Genomic DNA, 13,162 nt, shown 5'->3' with positions numbered 1-13,162 from the left:
ATGCGGCTCTTCTTCGACGCGCGCTACATCCGCACCGACTTCCACGACGGCATCAGCCGCTTCTCGCACGAGCTCGCGCACGCCGTCTTCGCGGCGGCCCCCGCCGAGGACGTCGAGGTCACGTTCATCGTGCACGACCCCGCGCAGGTTCCCTTCCTGCCGGAGGGGGCACCGCACATCCTGCTGCACGCCCCCACGTCGATGCTCGAGCCGTTCGCGGCCCTGCGGCTGAACCGGCATCGGCCCGACGTGGTCTACTCACCCATGCAGACGATCGGCGCGCTCGGCCGGCGGTTCGCCCTCATCCTGACGCTTCACGACACGATCTACTACCGTCACCGCACGCCGCCCCGCGATCTGCCGTGGTTCGTGCGCCTGGGCTGGCGGCTCTTCCACCTCTCGTACGCGCCCCAGCGCGCCACGCTCAACGCCGCGGACCTCGTCGCGACCGTCAGCGAGACGAGCAAGCGGCAGTTCGCCGACGTGAAGCTGACCAAGCGCGAGGTGGTCGTCCTCCCCAACGCTCCGCAGCGTCTGGCGGATCTCGCGCCGTCGACGGCGATGCCGGGAGCCGCCAAGCCGCGCAACATCGTCTACATGGGCTCGTTCATGCCCTACAAGAACGTCGAGACGCTCGTCCGCGCGATGCAGTGGCTGCCCGGTCGTACGCTGCACCTGCTGAGCCGGATCTCCGACAGCCGGCGCGCCGAACTCGAGAAGCTCGCGCCCGCCGACGCCCGTATCGTCTTCCACGGCGGGGTGACGGATGCCGAGTACGCGGCTCTCCTGGCCGATGCGGGCATGCTCGCGACGCTGAGTCTGGACGAGGGGTACGGGCTGCCGATCGCCGAGGCGCTCGCATTGGGGGTGCCGGCGGTGGTCAGCGACATGGAGATCTTCCACGAGGTCGGTGGTGACGGTGCGCTCTACGTGCCGCCCCGCGACCCGCGCGCGTTCGCGGCGGCCGTCGAGTCGCTCGACGACGATGCCGCTCGTGCGGCGCTGGTCGCGGCGGGTCGTGCCCACATCGCCCGGTTCACCTGGGCGGAATCGGCGTCGCGACTGCTCGCGGCATCGCGTCGCGCCCGCGCGCTCCGCGCCCGCTGACCTCGGCTGATCCCTCGACGCGGCGCCGGCTGGTGCTGGGGCGCGTCGGGGCATCCTCGTCCCGCGGCGGCATGCGCGTCGCGTCGGTGGGCACTCGGCGGTAGCCGTCGCGCGCGACGACTGCGAGGGTGCCCGTCACCGCGGCGATGACGACGAGGGCGACGGCGAGAAGAAGCATGTCGGAATCCATGGCAGAAACGCTACGATGGGCGTCATCCTGCCGATACTGGCGGAGATGACGGTATTCGGAGGATTCCTGCCATGCACACGGTCGCCTGCGTCGTCCAGCCCGGATTCGCACCGTTCGAGTTCGGCCTCGCCTGCGAGGCGTTCGGTCTCGATCGCAGCGACGAGGGGATTCCGAACTTCGACTTCCGGGTCGTGGCGCCCGACCCCGGCGTGGTTCCGGCCAACCTCGCGTTCTCGCTGAACGTCGACGCGGGACTCGAGTTCGCCGACGAGGCCGACCTGGTGATCATCACGCCTATTCCGCGCGAGAGCTGGGATGCCGTCGACGAGCGAGTCACGGCGGTGGTTCGCCGCGCGGTCGAACGCGGGGCGTGGGTGCTCACGGTCTGCAGTGGCGCGTTCGTCGTGGCGGCGGCGGGTGTGCTCGACGGCAAGCGCGCCACGACGCACTGGCGCTACGCCGAGACCATGGCGCGCATGTATCCGCTCATCGAGGTCGACCCCGACGTGCTTTACGTGCAGTCCGACCGGATCATCACGTCGGCTGGCACCGCGGCCGGGCTCGACGCCTGCCTGCATCTGTTGCGGATCGAGCTCGGTGCCGAGGCGGCGAACACGATCGCCCGGCGGATGGTCGTCCCGCCTCTCCGCGACGGCGGTCAAGCCCAGTTCATCGCCCGTCCTCTTCCCGAGGCGGCGTCGCTCTCGCTTGCGCCCATCACCGACTGGATGATCGCGAACCTCGACCTCGACCTCTCCGTCGACCTCCTCGCATCGCGCGCTCACATGTCGCCCCGGACCTTCGCGCGGCGGTTCAAGGCCGACTACGGCACGACGCCGGCGGCGTGGCTCGGGCGGCAGCGGATCCTGCGGGCCCAGCGCCTGCTCGAGCGCACCGACCTCGGGCTCGACCAGATCGCGGCCGACAGCGGATTCGGGTCGGCATCCGTCCTGCGCCAGAACTTCGCCCGGGCCCTGGGGCTCAGCCCGAGTGCGTATCGGGCGCGGTTCGCGTGCACACCCGAGGCGGTAGGAGCCGGTGTTCGCTCGACGCGGGAGGGCGTGCCGGATATCGCTGCAGCGGAGCCGCGCTCCCTCGATGCGGCCGTCGCATGAGTGCAGCGCCGGTAGCTCACCGAGAGCTGCGCTCGGCCCGACGGGCTCTCGCGTGGGTGTGGCTGAGTGGGCCCGCATCGCTCGCGCTGATGACGGTCGGCGTCTTCGGCGCCGCCTATCTGATCGCCACGGTTCCGGGGGCGGGGCCGCTGACAGCGGAATCGTGGCACCATGCGCTCGAAGCGGTCGCCGCCGCGGGGGAGGTGGGGCTGCACGACTTCTTCGGCATCGCCGCCGTGGTGGCGACATTTCTCGTCGCGGCGGCCGCCGCTACGGCGTTTGGAGCCGAAGAGCAGTCGATGGCAGTGGTGACGAGGCAAGCGCTCTTCGGGTGCATCGTGGTGGGCGCCCTCCTTCTGGGCTTCCTTGCCGTGCTCACGGTGCCGGTGGCCGTCGTCACGCCGTCCGAGACGCCCCGGGTCGTGGTGGTGCTGGCGCTGACGTGGATGGCGCTCCTCCTGACGCGGGCGGTGGAACGAGTCGCGGACGGTCGCGAGCGGAAGCGTCGTGCGCAGATCGCCCACGAGCGAGCCCGCGTTTATGGTGTCTCGGCCATTACGAGTGCGCCGCGTTCTCCCTGGGTCGCGACGGTGGCCCAGTTCGTTCTTCCGTTCATGATCTGGATGGGGGTGGCCGCCGCGATCTTCGTCGTCGGCCGGCTGCTCGATCAGCCGTGGTGGCAGAGTCTCGTGGGGATCGCCTGCGCCATCTACTACCCCAATCTGGTGCTCAGCGTCGTCTGGCGGGCGACGGCGGACCTGTCGCAACGCCCGGAGCTTCGGATCGCCGTGCAGGGGCTCGGGATCACGCTCGCCATCGGTTCGGCCCTTGCGCTCGCGCTGTCACTAGCCTCGGTGGAATTCCTGCGCGCGATCGGATGGTCATGCGCGCTCTTCACCGTGCTGCACGCTGTCGCCCTGTTCTTGCGAACCCGGCCTCGTCTTGCCCTGCTCGCGCATATCGAGACCCGTGTTACGCAGCGGTCTCTGGCGGCCTCGGCCGCGGGGGCGGCGGCGGGGGCCGTAGCGCCCTGAGCCTCGCGGTGATAAACTTGAGTCAGACAGGCTCAAGTTTGAGCCGAGAGATTTCAGGAGAGACATGAACGCCACACAACAGCCCGGACAGGAGGAGGCGCAGAGCGCCCTCGAGCAGTTCGGCATCAACCTCACCGACCGTGCCCGGCAGGGGAAGCTCGACCCCGTCATCGGCCGCGACAGCGAGATCCGCCGGGTCAGCCAGGTGCTCACCCGGCGCACGAAGAACAACCCGGTCCTCATCGGCGAGCCCGGCGTCGGCAAGACCGCCGTCGTCGAGGGCCTCGCCCAGCGCATCGTCGCGGGCGACGTCGCCGAGAGCCTCAAGAACAAGGAGCTCGTCTCGCTCGACATCTCCGCTCTCGTGGCCGGCGCCATGTACCGCGGCCAATTCGAGGAGCGGCTGAAGAGCGTGCTCAAGGAGATCACCGAGTCGGACGGCCGCATCATCACCTTCATCGACGAGCTTCACGTGCTCATGGGCGCGGGCGGCGGCGAGGGCTCGGTCGCGGCATCCAACATGCTCAAGCCCATGCTCGCCCGCGGTGAGCTCCGCCTCATCGGCGCGACCACCCTCGACGAATACCGCGAGTTCATCGAGAAGGATGCCGCCCTCGAACGCCGCTTCCAGCAGGTCTACGTCGGCGAGCCGAGCGTCGAGGACACCATCGCAATCCTCCGCGGTCTCAAGGAGCGCTACGAAGCCCACCACAAGGTCGCGATCTCCGACGGCGCGCTCGTCGCCGCGGCATCCCTCTCGAACCGCTACATCCCGGCACGTCAGCTGCCCGACAAGGCGATCGACCTGATCGACGAGGCCGCGTCGCGCCTGCGCATGGAGATCGACTCGGCGCCGCTCGAGATCGACGAGCTGCGCCGGCACGTCGACCGGCTGAAGCTCGAAGAGCTCGCGCTCAAGAAGGAGAAGGATGCCGCGTCGCGCGAGCGTCTCGAGGCCCTGCGCGCGACGCTGAAGGACGAGCAGCAGAAGCTCGACGAGCTGCAGGCGCGGTGGGAGCGGGAACGGGCATCCCTGAACCGGGTCGGCGACCTCAAGACGCGACTCGACGCGGCTCGGGTCGAAGCCGAGCGGGCCCAGCGCGAGGGCAACCTCGAGAAGGCGTCGCGCCTGCTGTACGCCGAGATCCCGGCGCTCGAGCGCGAGGTCATCGAGGCGGAGCGGGCAGAGACCGCCGTCGACGGTCCCGAGCGGATGGTCAACGAGCAGGTCACCGACGAGGACATCGCCGCCGTGATCGCCGCGTGGACCGGCATCCCGGTCGGACGTCTGCTGCAGGGAGAGACCGAGAAGCTCGTGCGCCTCGAGGCCGAGCTCGGCAAGCGCCTCATCGGGCAGAAGACCGCCGTCAAGGCCGTCGCCGACGCCGTGCGCCGCTCACGCGCGGGCATCAGCGACCCCAACCGTCCCACCGGCTCGTTCCTGTTCCTGGGGCCGACCGGTGTCGGCAAGACCGAGCTAGCGAAGGCGCTCGCCGAGTTCCTCTTCGACGACGAGCACGCCATGGTGCGCATCGACATGTCGGAGTACGGCGAGAAGCACTCCGTGTCGCGGCTCGTCGGTGCCCCTCCCGGGTACATCGGCTACGAGCAGGGCGGCCAGCTCACCGAGGCCGTTCGGCGCCGTCCGTACTCGGTCGTGCTGCTCGACGAGGTCGAGAAGGCGCACCCCGAGGTCTTCGACGTGCTGCTGCAGGTCATGGACGACGGCCGCCTCACCGACGGTCAGGGCCGCACGGTCGACTTCCGCAACGTCATTCTGATCCTGACGTCGAACCTCGGATCGCCGATCCTCATCGACCCGACGCTCAGCCCCGAGCAGAAGCGCGAGCAGGTGCAGATCCTGCTGCGGCAGGCCTTCCGCCCCGAGTTCCTCAACCGCCTCGACGACACCGTCATGTTCGAGGCTCTCAGCCAGGACGACCTCGCGCAGATCGTCGAGCTCTCCGTCGACGCGCTGCAGCGGCGCCTGAAGGACCGGCGTCTCTCGCTCGCCGTCACGCCCGACGCGCGTGCCTGGCTGGCCGAGCGCGGCTACGACCCCGTGTTCGGCGCGCGCCCGCTGCGACGCCTCATCCAGTCGGAGATCCAGGACCGCCTCGCGATGGCGATCCTGTCGGGCGGGGTGCGCGACGGCGACATCGTGCGGGTCGATGTCGCCGCCGACGGCTCGGCGCTCGTCCTCACGAGTGCCGGTCCCGCGGCCGAGCCCGGCGGTGCCGGGTCTGCCGGTGCCGGCGGAGACGAGGACGTGATCGAGGCTGAGCTCCTCGACGACTGATCGGCTGCTCGTCCGCGGTGTCGCGTGGGTTTCGGGGTGCTCGACGTGCTGTCGACAGGCTCAGCGGCGCGAGCCCGGCACGGCGAAGCGCGGGCCACGAGCACACCATGAGGGCACCTACGCGGCGCGTCGGTGCCCTCATGTCGGTCACGGGTGCACTCAGTTCGGCCGCAGTCGCGTAAGAGCGCCATGTATGACGTACAGACTCGGAACGACCAGACGACCCGCATGGGTCGTGCCGCCCTCGAGCATGGGAACCTCTCGTGTACCTGTTCTTCCGGATGCTGATCGCTCTCACACTGGCCTCGGTGCTGACCGTGGGCTCGTTCCTGCAGGCACCCGCGTCGGCTCACGCCGTCAAGGTGGCGACTGAGGCCGGACACGCGGGGCAGGCCGACGCCGAGGACACGGAAGAGCATGCCGGGGGCACCGCTGCGAGCGAGACTGATCTCGCGGAGGGCGAAGGAAGTGGTCCGGAACAACCCGAGGGACAGAAGGCGGCTAGCCCAGCGGCTGGCGTGCCAGCGCGAGGCGGCTCCGGCGCGGCGCCGGGCCTCGCTGACCTCGCTCGTGAAGGTGGGTGGGGCGTGCGTCCGGAGTGGGCTACCCACCCGCGAGACGTGTCACTCGCTGAGCGCAATGGCCGGCCCTTCCGGCCCGACTTCACGGCGAATGTGAGGCCGATGGGCGTCAGTGATCTCACGGCTAACTGGCAGGCGAGCATCAACGGGGGGCTCACCTGGGGCGATATCGCAGGTACGGAGACGACAATGAATGGCTCCACGTCCAGGGTGACGCTGTCGTACGACTTGCCCGACGTCTGGTGGCACATGAATGGCTACATGTATCGGGCGAAGGTCGCCGCGCCGACAGGAGTCGTCATTTACAGCGACCCCGCCACCCTCACCGTTCTCCCCGGGCAGATCGCCGTCAACGCCAGCCCGCAGGGCCAGACTCTCGCGGAGGGCGCGACAGCGGTGTTCGCCGCCCGTCATGGCGGGGCCTCCGCCCCGGCCGAGGTCCGCTGGCAGGAGTCGCGCGACCAGTCCTCGTGGACCGACATCGACGGGTCCCGTGTCCCGATCGGATTCAACGCAGAGGCGCGGTTCGAGGTCGAGGCGGACTTCGCTCGCGACGGCATGTCCTACCGGGCGGTGTTCTCCAACGCGCGGACCGAGGCCGCGACGAATCCGGCCAGGCTCACCGTTATCCCGGCTCTGGCGGTCGTCTCCGAGTCGCCCGTCTCCCGTTCCGTCTCGGAGGGCGGCTCGGCGACGTTCACCAGTCGGTATACCGGTACGGCTGCGCCCACGAGCGCCACCTGGGAGCACTCGGTCGACGGGGGCGCGAGCTGGGCAGACGTACCGGATGCCGCCGCTGACCCCACACTCACCTTCGAGCGGGTGACGCTCGACATGGACGGTCGCCAGTACCGCGTCCGCTACAGCAACGCCTCAGGGTCGGTGTGGTCCGACGCGGCGACGCTGACGGTGAATCCGGTGCGTCCGGTGGTGACGGAGCATCCAGGGCCGGCGGGGGTGCCGGCGGGGTCTGCGGCGGAGTTCTCGGCGGCGTTCGGTGGGACGGATGCTGAGACGACGGTGCAGTGGCAGTTCTCGACGGATGGTGGGGCGACGTTCAGCTATGTGCCTGCGGGGGTGGGGCCGAACGGGGCTCAGTCGATCCCGCTGATCGTCGACCCGGTGACGCCGGAGATGGATGGCTGGCTGTATCGGGCGCGGTTCACGAACGCTGCGGGGTCGGCGTGGTCGGATGCGGCGCGGTTGACGGTGGCGGCGGTGTGGCCGGATGTGGTCGGTCAGGCGGTTGCCGGCGGCGAGGTCGAGGTACGGATTTACAACATCAACGAGTCCGTCGGCGGGACGATGGAGCTCACCGCTCCCGCGGGGACTCGTATCACGAGCGTGCGCACGAACGCATCCTCTGCCATCAGCTTCACCATCTCCGAAGACGGAGGTTCGGCGGTGAGCGATCGGGTCATCGGCACCTGGAGCGGATCGGGGCCGAGCGTATGGCTAACGCTGCGGGTGGACCCCGACGCGGTTCCCGGCTCGGTCCTCAGCGGGGGCCAGGCTCGCGTCGTCGGTGTTAGCGGAACTGTCAATATGGTGACGCGGATCGCGGTCGAGGTGCTGGGGGCTCCCGAGGTGACGCAGCATCCGCGGGACGTGGATGTCGTCGAGGGGCAGGGCGCCGTGCTGAGTGCCGCTGCGTCGGGGCATCCTGCGCCGGCCGTGCAGTGGCAGACGTCCGCGGATGCTGGGGCGACGTGGGTCGATGTCGACGGCGCGACCGGTGTCGACCTCGCGATCGACGATGTGCGGCTGTCGGTGAACGGGACGTTGTATCGGGCTGTGTTCACGAACGGTGTGGGGACGACGGTAACTGAGGCGGCGACGCTGACGGTGAATCCGGTGCGTCCGGTGGTGACGGAGCATCCAGGGCCGGCGGGGGTGCCGGCGGGGTCTGCGGCGGAGTTCTCGGCGGCGTTCGGTGGGACGGATGCTGAGACGACGGTGCAGTGGCAGTTCTCGACGGATGGTGGGGCGACGTTCAGCTATGTGCCTGCGGGGGTGGGGCCGAACGGGGCTCAGTCGATCCCGCTGATCGTCGACCCGGTGACGCCGGAGATGGATGGCTGGCTGTATCGGGCGCGGTTCACGAACGCTGCGGGGTCGGCGTGGTCGGATGCGGCGCGGTTGACGGTGGCGGCGGTGTGGCCGGATGTGGTCGGTCAGGCGGTTGCCGGCGGCGAGGTCGAGGTGCAGATCCACAGCATCGACGAGCCTCGTACCGGCGTCATGGAGGTCACTGCTCCGGAAGGCACTCGCATCACGAGTGCCCGGTCCAACGGTGTCAACATCACATTCCTGATCTCCGAGGACGGTCGGACGGCGGTGAGCTCTCGGCTGGTGAACCCGTGGGGTGGCGCCTTCCCGAGCGCGTGGGTGACGCTGCAGGTCGATCCCAATGCGCCCGCCGGGGCGATCCTCGACGGCGGGCAGGCCCGGGCCATGAGCAGTGCCGGCGTGCCCAACATGGTGATGTCGATCGCGGTGGAAGTGATCGCCGCTCCCGAGATCACGCAGCATCCGCAGGCCGTGAGCGTCGTCGAGGGGCAGGGCGCGGTGCTGAGTGCTGCTGCGACGGGGCATCCTGCGCCGGCCGTGCAGTGGCAGGCGTCCACGGATGCCGGGGCGTCGTGGGCCGACATCGACGGCGCGACCGGCGCGGAGTTCACCATCGACGACGCGCGACTGGCAATGGACGGCACGCTCTACCGGGCGGTCTTCACCAACAGCGCGGGCACCGCCGTCACGGAATCCGCGCGCCTGAGCGTGCGGGAGGTGCGCTACCTGAACCTCTCGGTGCGCCCGATCGTCCGGCTCGTCGACACCCTCTGAGCCCGTGGCCTGAGCCCCTGGCCTGTTCGCGGCTCCCACGGGCGTGAGAGTGTGGGGGAATGCGCACGGTCCGGGCCCTGTGGGGCGCCTCACATCCCGGGCCCTCCGTCGTGGTGACGGCCCTCTCCCTCGCCCTCGGCCTCGCGGCAGGGCTGGAGACCTGGCGGCTGGTGGTGCTCGTGGCATCCGTGCTGTTCGGTCAGCTCTCGATCGGCATCTCCAACGACGCGATCGACCGCGAGCGCGACCGCGCCGTCGGCCGTGCCGACAAGCCGCTCGTCCGCGGCGAGGTCTCGAATCGTGCGGCGTGGATCGCGGCCGGAGCGTCCGTCGTCATCGCGCTCGGTCTCTCGGCGGTGCTCGGATGGGGGATGCTGCTCGCCCACGCCGTGACGATCGCGTCGGCCTGGTCGTACAACCTGGGGCTGAAGTCGACGTCGGTGTCGGTCGTTCCGTTCCTCGTGAGCTTCGGGCTCTTCCCCTCGCTCGCGACGCTCTCGTCGCCCGCCCCCGCGCTCACGGCCCCGTTCGCCGCCGTGGCGGGGGCGGCCCTCGGCGCAGCGGTGCACCTGACGAACGTCCTGCCCGATCTCGACGACGACCGCGATACCGGCGTTCGCGGGCTGCCGCATCGTCTCGGAGCGCCCGCCTCGGTGTTCGTCGCGGTGGCCGGAATCGTCGTCGCCGCGATCGCGGTCCTGATCGGAGGAGGCAGTCAGGGCGTGCTCGCCTGGCTGTTCTTCGGCGCGGTGCTCGCTCTCGCGGTCGCCGTCGTCGTGCGGATGCGGCTGCGGGGTCCCGACCGCACCGGGTTCCGCCTCGTCATGGCCGCGGCTCTCGTGCTCGCCGCCCAACTGGTCGTGGCCGCCGGCTCGCTGCGCTGACCCGCGCATCAGCGGGCGGCGGCGTCGAGACCCATCGCGTAGGCGTTCGGCACGAGCGAGCCCGTCGCAGTGAGCGCGTGCCCCAGCATGCGGGTGCGCACCGCGTGCGTAGCGGCGCTGACGGGCCGGCCGAGCCGCATGTTCACCGCGGCCAGTCGGCCCGCGGTCCTGGCCGAGCGCAGGCGGTCGCGCTCCCACGCCGCGAGGGCGGCGACGGGCTCGGTTCCGGTGCGGATCCAATCGGCGAGCAGGGGAGCCAGGGTCGCGGCGTCGAGCAGGCCGAGGTTCATGCCCTGTCCGCCGATCGGGCTGATCTCGTGCGCAGTGTCGCCGATGACCGTGACCCGGCCGCGGCGCAGAGCAGACACGAGCACGCGCCGCACGCGGAAGCCGGTGGCGCCGGTGAGCGCATCGGCGGCATCCGATTCGCCGCGATCGCGCATCGCTGCGCGCAGGCGCTGCAGGCGCGCCTCGGGCTCGTCGAACGCGGTGTCGTCCCGCCCGGGCGGTGCGTCCCACGCCACGAAGCGACGGCGCGCGCCGGGCAGCGGGAAGGACTCGAGCACGCCGGATGCCGCGAGGTGCACGACGGCGACGTCGGCGTCGGGTCGTCCGGGCACGTGCGCGTCGCTCATGAGGTACCGATCCGGATAGCTGGTGCGTCGCACGGCGCTCGGCCGGAACACGAGGTCGCGTGCGCCGACGCCACCGGCGACCACCACCAGCGGCGCCGACAGCTCGCCGCCCCCGTGAGCGCCGGACGTCTCGAGCCGCACGTCGGCGGGTCCGGGCGTCACCCGCGTCACGGTGACCCCTCGCACGGCCGACGGTGCGCCGTACGCGAGAGCGCGCTCGGTGAGGGCCTGCGGGAGGGTGGCGACATACGGATGCCGGACCGACAGGCGGTCGAAGCGGACGACGCCGAGCAGCGCGCCGTCACTGCGGGCCTCTCCGCGCGAGACGCGGACCGCGTCTGCGAGGATCCGGTCGGTCGCACCGCCCTCCTCGAGCGCGGCGAGGACGGGCGCATGGAGCCCGATCGCGCGTGAGCCGTCGCCGGTGCGGTCGCGTCGTTCGAGCACGGTGACGTCGACGCCCCGCCGCGTGAGCTCGGCGGCGAGCAGCATCCCGACGGGACCGGCGCCGACGACGACGACGTCAGGCACGCCCCGCTCCCACAGCGAGCACGCGGAACGGTGCCGGTCGGACGACGTGCCACTCGCCGCGACCGGCCAGCGTCGTCCGGAGCTCCCGAGCACGGTAGCTGCGCCGGATCGACCGCAGGCCGTCGGTGCGCAGGAACGTCCCGTGCTGGAGCGGCAGGATCCCGGCTGCGTAGAGCGCGTACGCCGCGCGCCCCCGCTCGATGTCGGCGTGCAGGACGACACCCCGCGACAGAGCGAGCGAGTCGGCGATGAACGCCTCGAGCTCGGGTTCGCCGAGGTGGTGCAGCACGTGATTCGAGATGACGGCGTCGAAGCGCTCGCCGCTTGCGCGCAGTGCGGTCGAGTCGGTGCTGCGGAACTCGAGATCGGGCCGGCCGCGCTCACGTGCGACGGCGAGGGCGCGCGGGTCCGGGTCGATGCCGACCCAGCCGACGTCGAGGCCGTCGCGTTGCGCCAGCCTCGCCAGCCGGGCGGTGACGTCGCCACCGCCCGATCCGATGTCGAGGACCCGTGCGGGACGATCCAGGCGAGCGAGGGCGGGGCGCAGATGCCGGCGCCACACGGTTCCCCAGCCGCTCACGGCTCGGTTGACGACGTCGAAACGGCGCAGGGTCTGCGCGAGGGCGACCGGATCGCAGTCCGGGTCGTCCATGAGCTCGCGCAGGTCGACGTCGCGGCGCCTCAGGTCCATGACGCGACGGGTTCCGCCCGCACGGCATCCGTCGGAACGGTCTCGGCGTCCTCGGCGCCGGCTCCGGCGGCGACCCCCGCCGTGAGGAGTGCGGCCTCCATCGTGAGCCCGGGGCCGAAGGCGAGGGTCGCGATCGTCTCGCCGTCGCGCAGACCATCGCCCGCGAGCAGCGCGCGGAGGATGAACAGGATCGTCGCGCTCGACATGTTGCCGTAGTCGCGCAGCACCGCCCGCGACGCGGCGAGGGCCTCGGGCGGCAGCTCCAACCCCGACTCGACGCGGTCGAGGACGGCTCGGCCACCGGGGTGCACGGCCCACGTGTCGACCCGGGCGTCGCCGATGACGTCGGCCACCGCGGCGCGGATCTCGCGACCGATGATGCGCGGCACCTCGGCCGTCAGCACCATGTCGAAGCCGGCGTCGCCGATCGTCCAGGTCATGTCGCGCTCGCCGTCGTCGGTCACCGCGGTCGCGAACCGGTCGAGGTCGAGCCATCGCTCTCCGCGTCGCGCCGGGTCGGCGCTGACGACGGCCGCTGCGGCACCGTCGGCGAACAGCGAGGCCGCGAGGATCTGATCGGGGTCGTCGGCGATGCGGAAGTGCAGCGTGCACAGCTCGGCGCAGACCACGAGCACGACGGCGTCGGGCTGGGCTGCGCACATCCGTGCCGCGGCTCGCAGCGCGGGGACGGCGGCCGCGCAGCCGATGAACCCCAGGTGGTAGCGCTCGACGGTCGTGGGAAGGCCGAGGTCGCGCACCAGCCGGTAGTCGGGACCGGGGGCGTACATGCCGGTGCACGAGACGGTGACCACGTGCGTGATCTCGGACGGCGCGACGGATGCCGCAGACAGGGCCTCTCGCGCCGCGCGCGCCGAGAGCTCGGGGGCGAGGGCGATGTAGGTGTCGTTGCGCGTGCCCGTCGAGGGTGAGAGCAGCGCTCCGTCGCCGGAGATCACGGGAAGGGATGCCGGGTCGCCGGGAGCCGGGGCCAGGGCCGCGGCATCCGATCGCGCGCCTTCGGGCTCGAGCGCGTCGGCGAGATCGGTCAGCACGGTGTGCCGGGTCTCGATGGCCGAGGCGTCGAACGCCGCACGGACCAGACGCTGCGACAGTCGGCCGATGCCGGGCTGCGCGGCGAAGAGGTCGCGCACGGCGTTCTGGTGGAGCACGGCCGGCGGCACGGCGGTGCCGATCGACAGGATGCGGGCGGTCATGCTTGACGATAACCGGCCGACGGCCCCGGGGGCGCGG

Annotated in this window: 10 protein-coding genes; 6 read left to right on the top strand and 4 right to left on the bottom strand. The window is 71.1% G+C overall.

Annotation, left to right across the window (positions count from 1 at the left end; all coding sequences use genetic code 11):
• Complete coding sequence (locus MTS1_RS07590) at positions 1 to 1,107, top strand: glycosyltransferase (RefSeq protein WP_023952820.1); 1,107 nt, start codon at positions 1 to 3, stop codon at positions 1,105 to 1,107.
• Here MTS1_RS07590 and MTS1_RS07585 read toward each other — a convergent pair.
• Positions 1,037 to 1,297 carry a hypothetical protein gene (locus tag MTS1_RS07585; RefSeq protein ID WP_036304698.1) on the bottom strand — a complete coding sequence of 87 codons (261 nt, stop codon included), beginning with the start codon at positions 1,295 to 1,297 and terminating at the stop codon, positions 1,037 to 1,039. The two genes, MTS1_RS07590 and MTS1_RS07585, sit on opposite strands and share 71 nt — an antisense overlap.
• A 71-nt stretch (positions 1,298 to 1,368) precedes the next feature.
• On the opposite strand from MTS1_RS07585, the gene MTS1_RS07580 reads away from it, so the two are divergent.
• The 5 genes from MTS1_RS07580 (at position 1,369) to MTS1_RS07560 (ending at position 10,054) form a co-directional block, all read left to right on the top strand.
• Positions 1,369 to 2,412 (top strand): helix-turn-helix domain-containing protein, encoded by a 1,044-nt coding sequence (locus MTS1_RS07580; RefSeq protein ID WP_023952818.1) that lies wholly within the window; start codon positions 1,369 to 1,371, stop codon positions 2,410 to 2,412.
• An 89-nt stretch (positions 2,413 to 2,501) separates the two neighbouring features.
• Positions 2,502 to 3,446, top strand: a complete 945-nt coding sequence (locus MTS1_RS07575) for a hypothetical protein (protein WP_144083378.1) — start codon at positions 2,502 to 2,504, stop codon at positions 3,444 to 3,446.
• A gap of 64 nt (positions 3,447 to 3,510) precedes the next feature.
• On the top strand, positions 3,511 to 5,745 hold the full coding sequence (locus MTS1_RS07570) for an ATP-dependent Clp protease ATP-binding subunit (protein WP_023952814.1): 2,235 nt from the start codon (positions 3,511 to 3,513) through the stop codon (positions 5,743 to 5,745).
• Between the two features lie 770 nt (positions 5,746 to 6,515).
• The gene (locus tag MTS1_RS07565) at positions 6,516 to 9,170 is read left to right on the top strand and encodes a hypothetical protein (RefSeq protein WP_158497460.1); all 2,655 of its coding nucleotides are present in this window, start codon (positions 6,516 to 6,518) and stop codon (positions 9,168 to 9,170) included.
• A 59-nt stretch (positions 9,171 to 9,229) separates the two neighbouring features.
• The gene (locus MTS1_RS07560) at positions 9,230 to 10,054 is read left to right on the top strand and encodes a UbiA family prenyltransferase (protein WP_023952810.1); all 825 of its coding nucleotides are present in this window, start codon (positions 9,230 to 9,232) and stop codon (positions 10,052 to 10,054) included.
• An 8-nt stretch (positions 10,055 to 10,062) separates the two neighbouring features.
• Here the strand turns inward: MTS1_RS07560 and MTS1_RS07555 are convergent, their stop codons facing one another.
• The 3 genes from MTS1_RS07555 to MTS1_RS07545 are packed head-to-tail and all read right to left on the bottom strand — an operon-like array spanning position 10,063 to position 13,125.
• The gene (locus tag MTS1_RS07555; RefSeq protein ID WP_023952808.1) at positions 10,063 to 11,220 is read right to left on the bottom strand and encodes an NAD(P)/FAD-dependent oxidoreductase; all 1,158 of its coding nucleotides are present in this window, start codon (positions 11,218 to 11,220) and stop codon (positions 10,063 to 10,065) included.
• Positions 11,213 to 11,911: a methyltransferase domain-containing protein gene (locus tag MTS1_RS07550; RefSeq protein ID WP_023952806.1), complete on the bottom strand. Its 699-nt coding sequence runs from the start codon at positions 11,909 to 11,911 to the stop codon at positions 11,213 to 11,215. Before MTS1_RS07550 ends, MTS1_RS07555 begins: the two co-directional genes overlap by 8 nt.
• Positions 11,902 to 13,125: a type III polyketide synthase gene (locus tag MTS1_RS07545; RefSeq protein WP_023952804.1), complete on the bottom strand. Its 1,224-nt coding sequence runs from the start codon at positions 13,123 to 13,125 to the stop codon at positions 11,902 to 11,904. Before MTS1_RS07545 ends, MTS1_RS07550 begins: the two co-directional genes overlap by 10 nt.
• Between the last annotated feature and the right edge of the window lie 37 nt (positions 13,126 to 13,162).

The sequence above is a fragment of the Microbacterium sp. TS-1 genome, from assembly GCF_000509385.1.
In the GTDB taxonomy this organism is placed as follows: domain Bacteria; phylum Actinomycetota; class Actinomycetes; order Actinomycetales; family Microbacteriaceae; genus Microbacterium; species Microbacterium arborescens.
The sequence above is the reverse complement of the archived record's forward strand: the minus strand, read 5'-3'. Positions and strand labels throughout refer to the sequence as shown.

Bases quoted from the DNA above. Each gene is read 5' to 3' on its own strand.
- MTS1_RS07590 (WP_023952820.1), top strand. From the start codon at position 1: ATGCGGCTCTTCTTCGACGCGCGCTACATCCGCACCGACTTCCACGAC.
- MTS1_RS07585 (WP_036304698.1), bottom strand. From the start codon at position 1,297: ATGGATTCCGACATGCTTCTTCTCGCCGTCGCCCTCGTCGTCATCGCC.
- MTS1_RS07580 (WP_023952818.1), top strand. From the start codon at position 1,369: ATGCACACGGTCGCCTGCGTCGTCCAGCCCGGATTCGCACCGTTCGAG.
- MTS1_RS07575 (WP_144083378.1), top strand. From the start codon at position 2,502: ATGACGGTCGGCGTCTTCGGCGCCGCCTATCTGATCGCCACGGTTCCG.
- MTS1_RS07570 (WP_023952814.1), top strand. From the start codon at position 3,511: ATGAACGCCACACAACAGCCCGGACAGGAGGAGGCGCAGAGCGCCCTC.
- MTS1_RS07565 (WP_158497460.1), top strand. From the start codon at position 6,516: ATGAATGGCTCCACGTCCAGGGTGACGCTGTCGTACGACTTGCCCGAC.
- MTS1_RS07560 (WP_023952810.1), top strand. From the start codon at position 9,230: ATGCGCACGGTCCGGGCCCTGTGGGGCGCCTCACATCCCGGGCCCTCC.
- MTS1_RS07550 (WP_023952806.1), bottom strand. From the start codon at position 11,911: ATGGACCTGAGGCGCCGCGACGTCGACCTGCGCGAGCTCATGGACGAC.
- MTS1_RS07545 (WP_023952804.1), bottom strand. From the start codon at position 13,125: ATGACCGCCCGCATCCTGTCGATCGGCACCGCCGTGCCGCCGGCCGTG.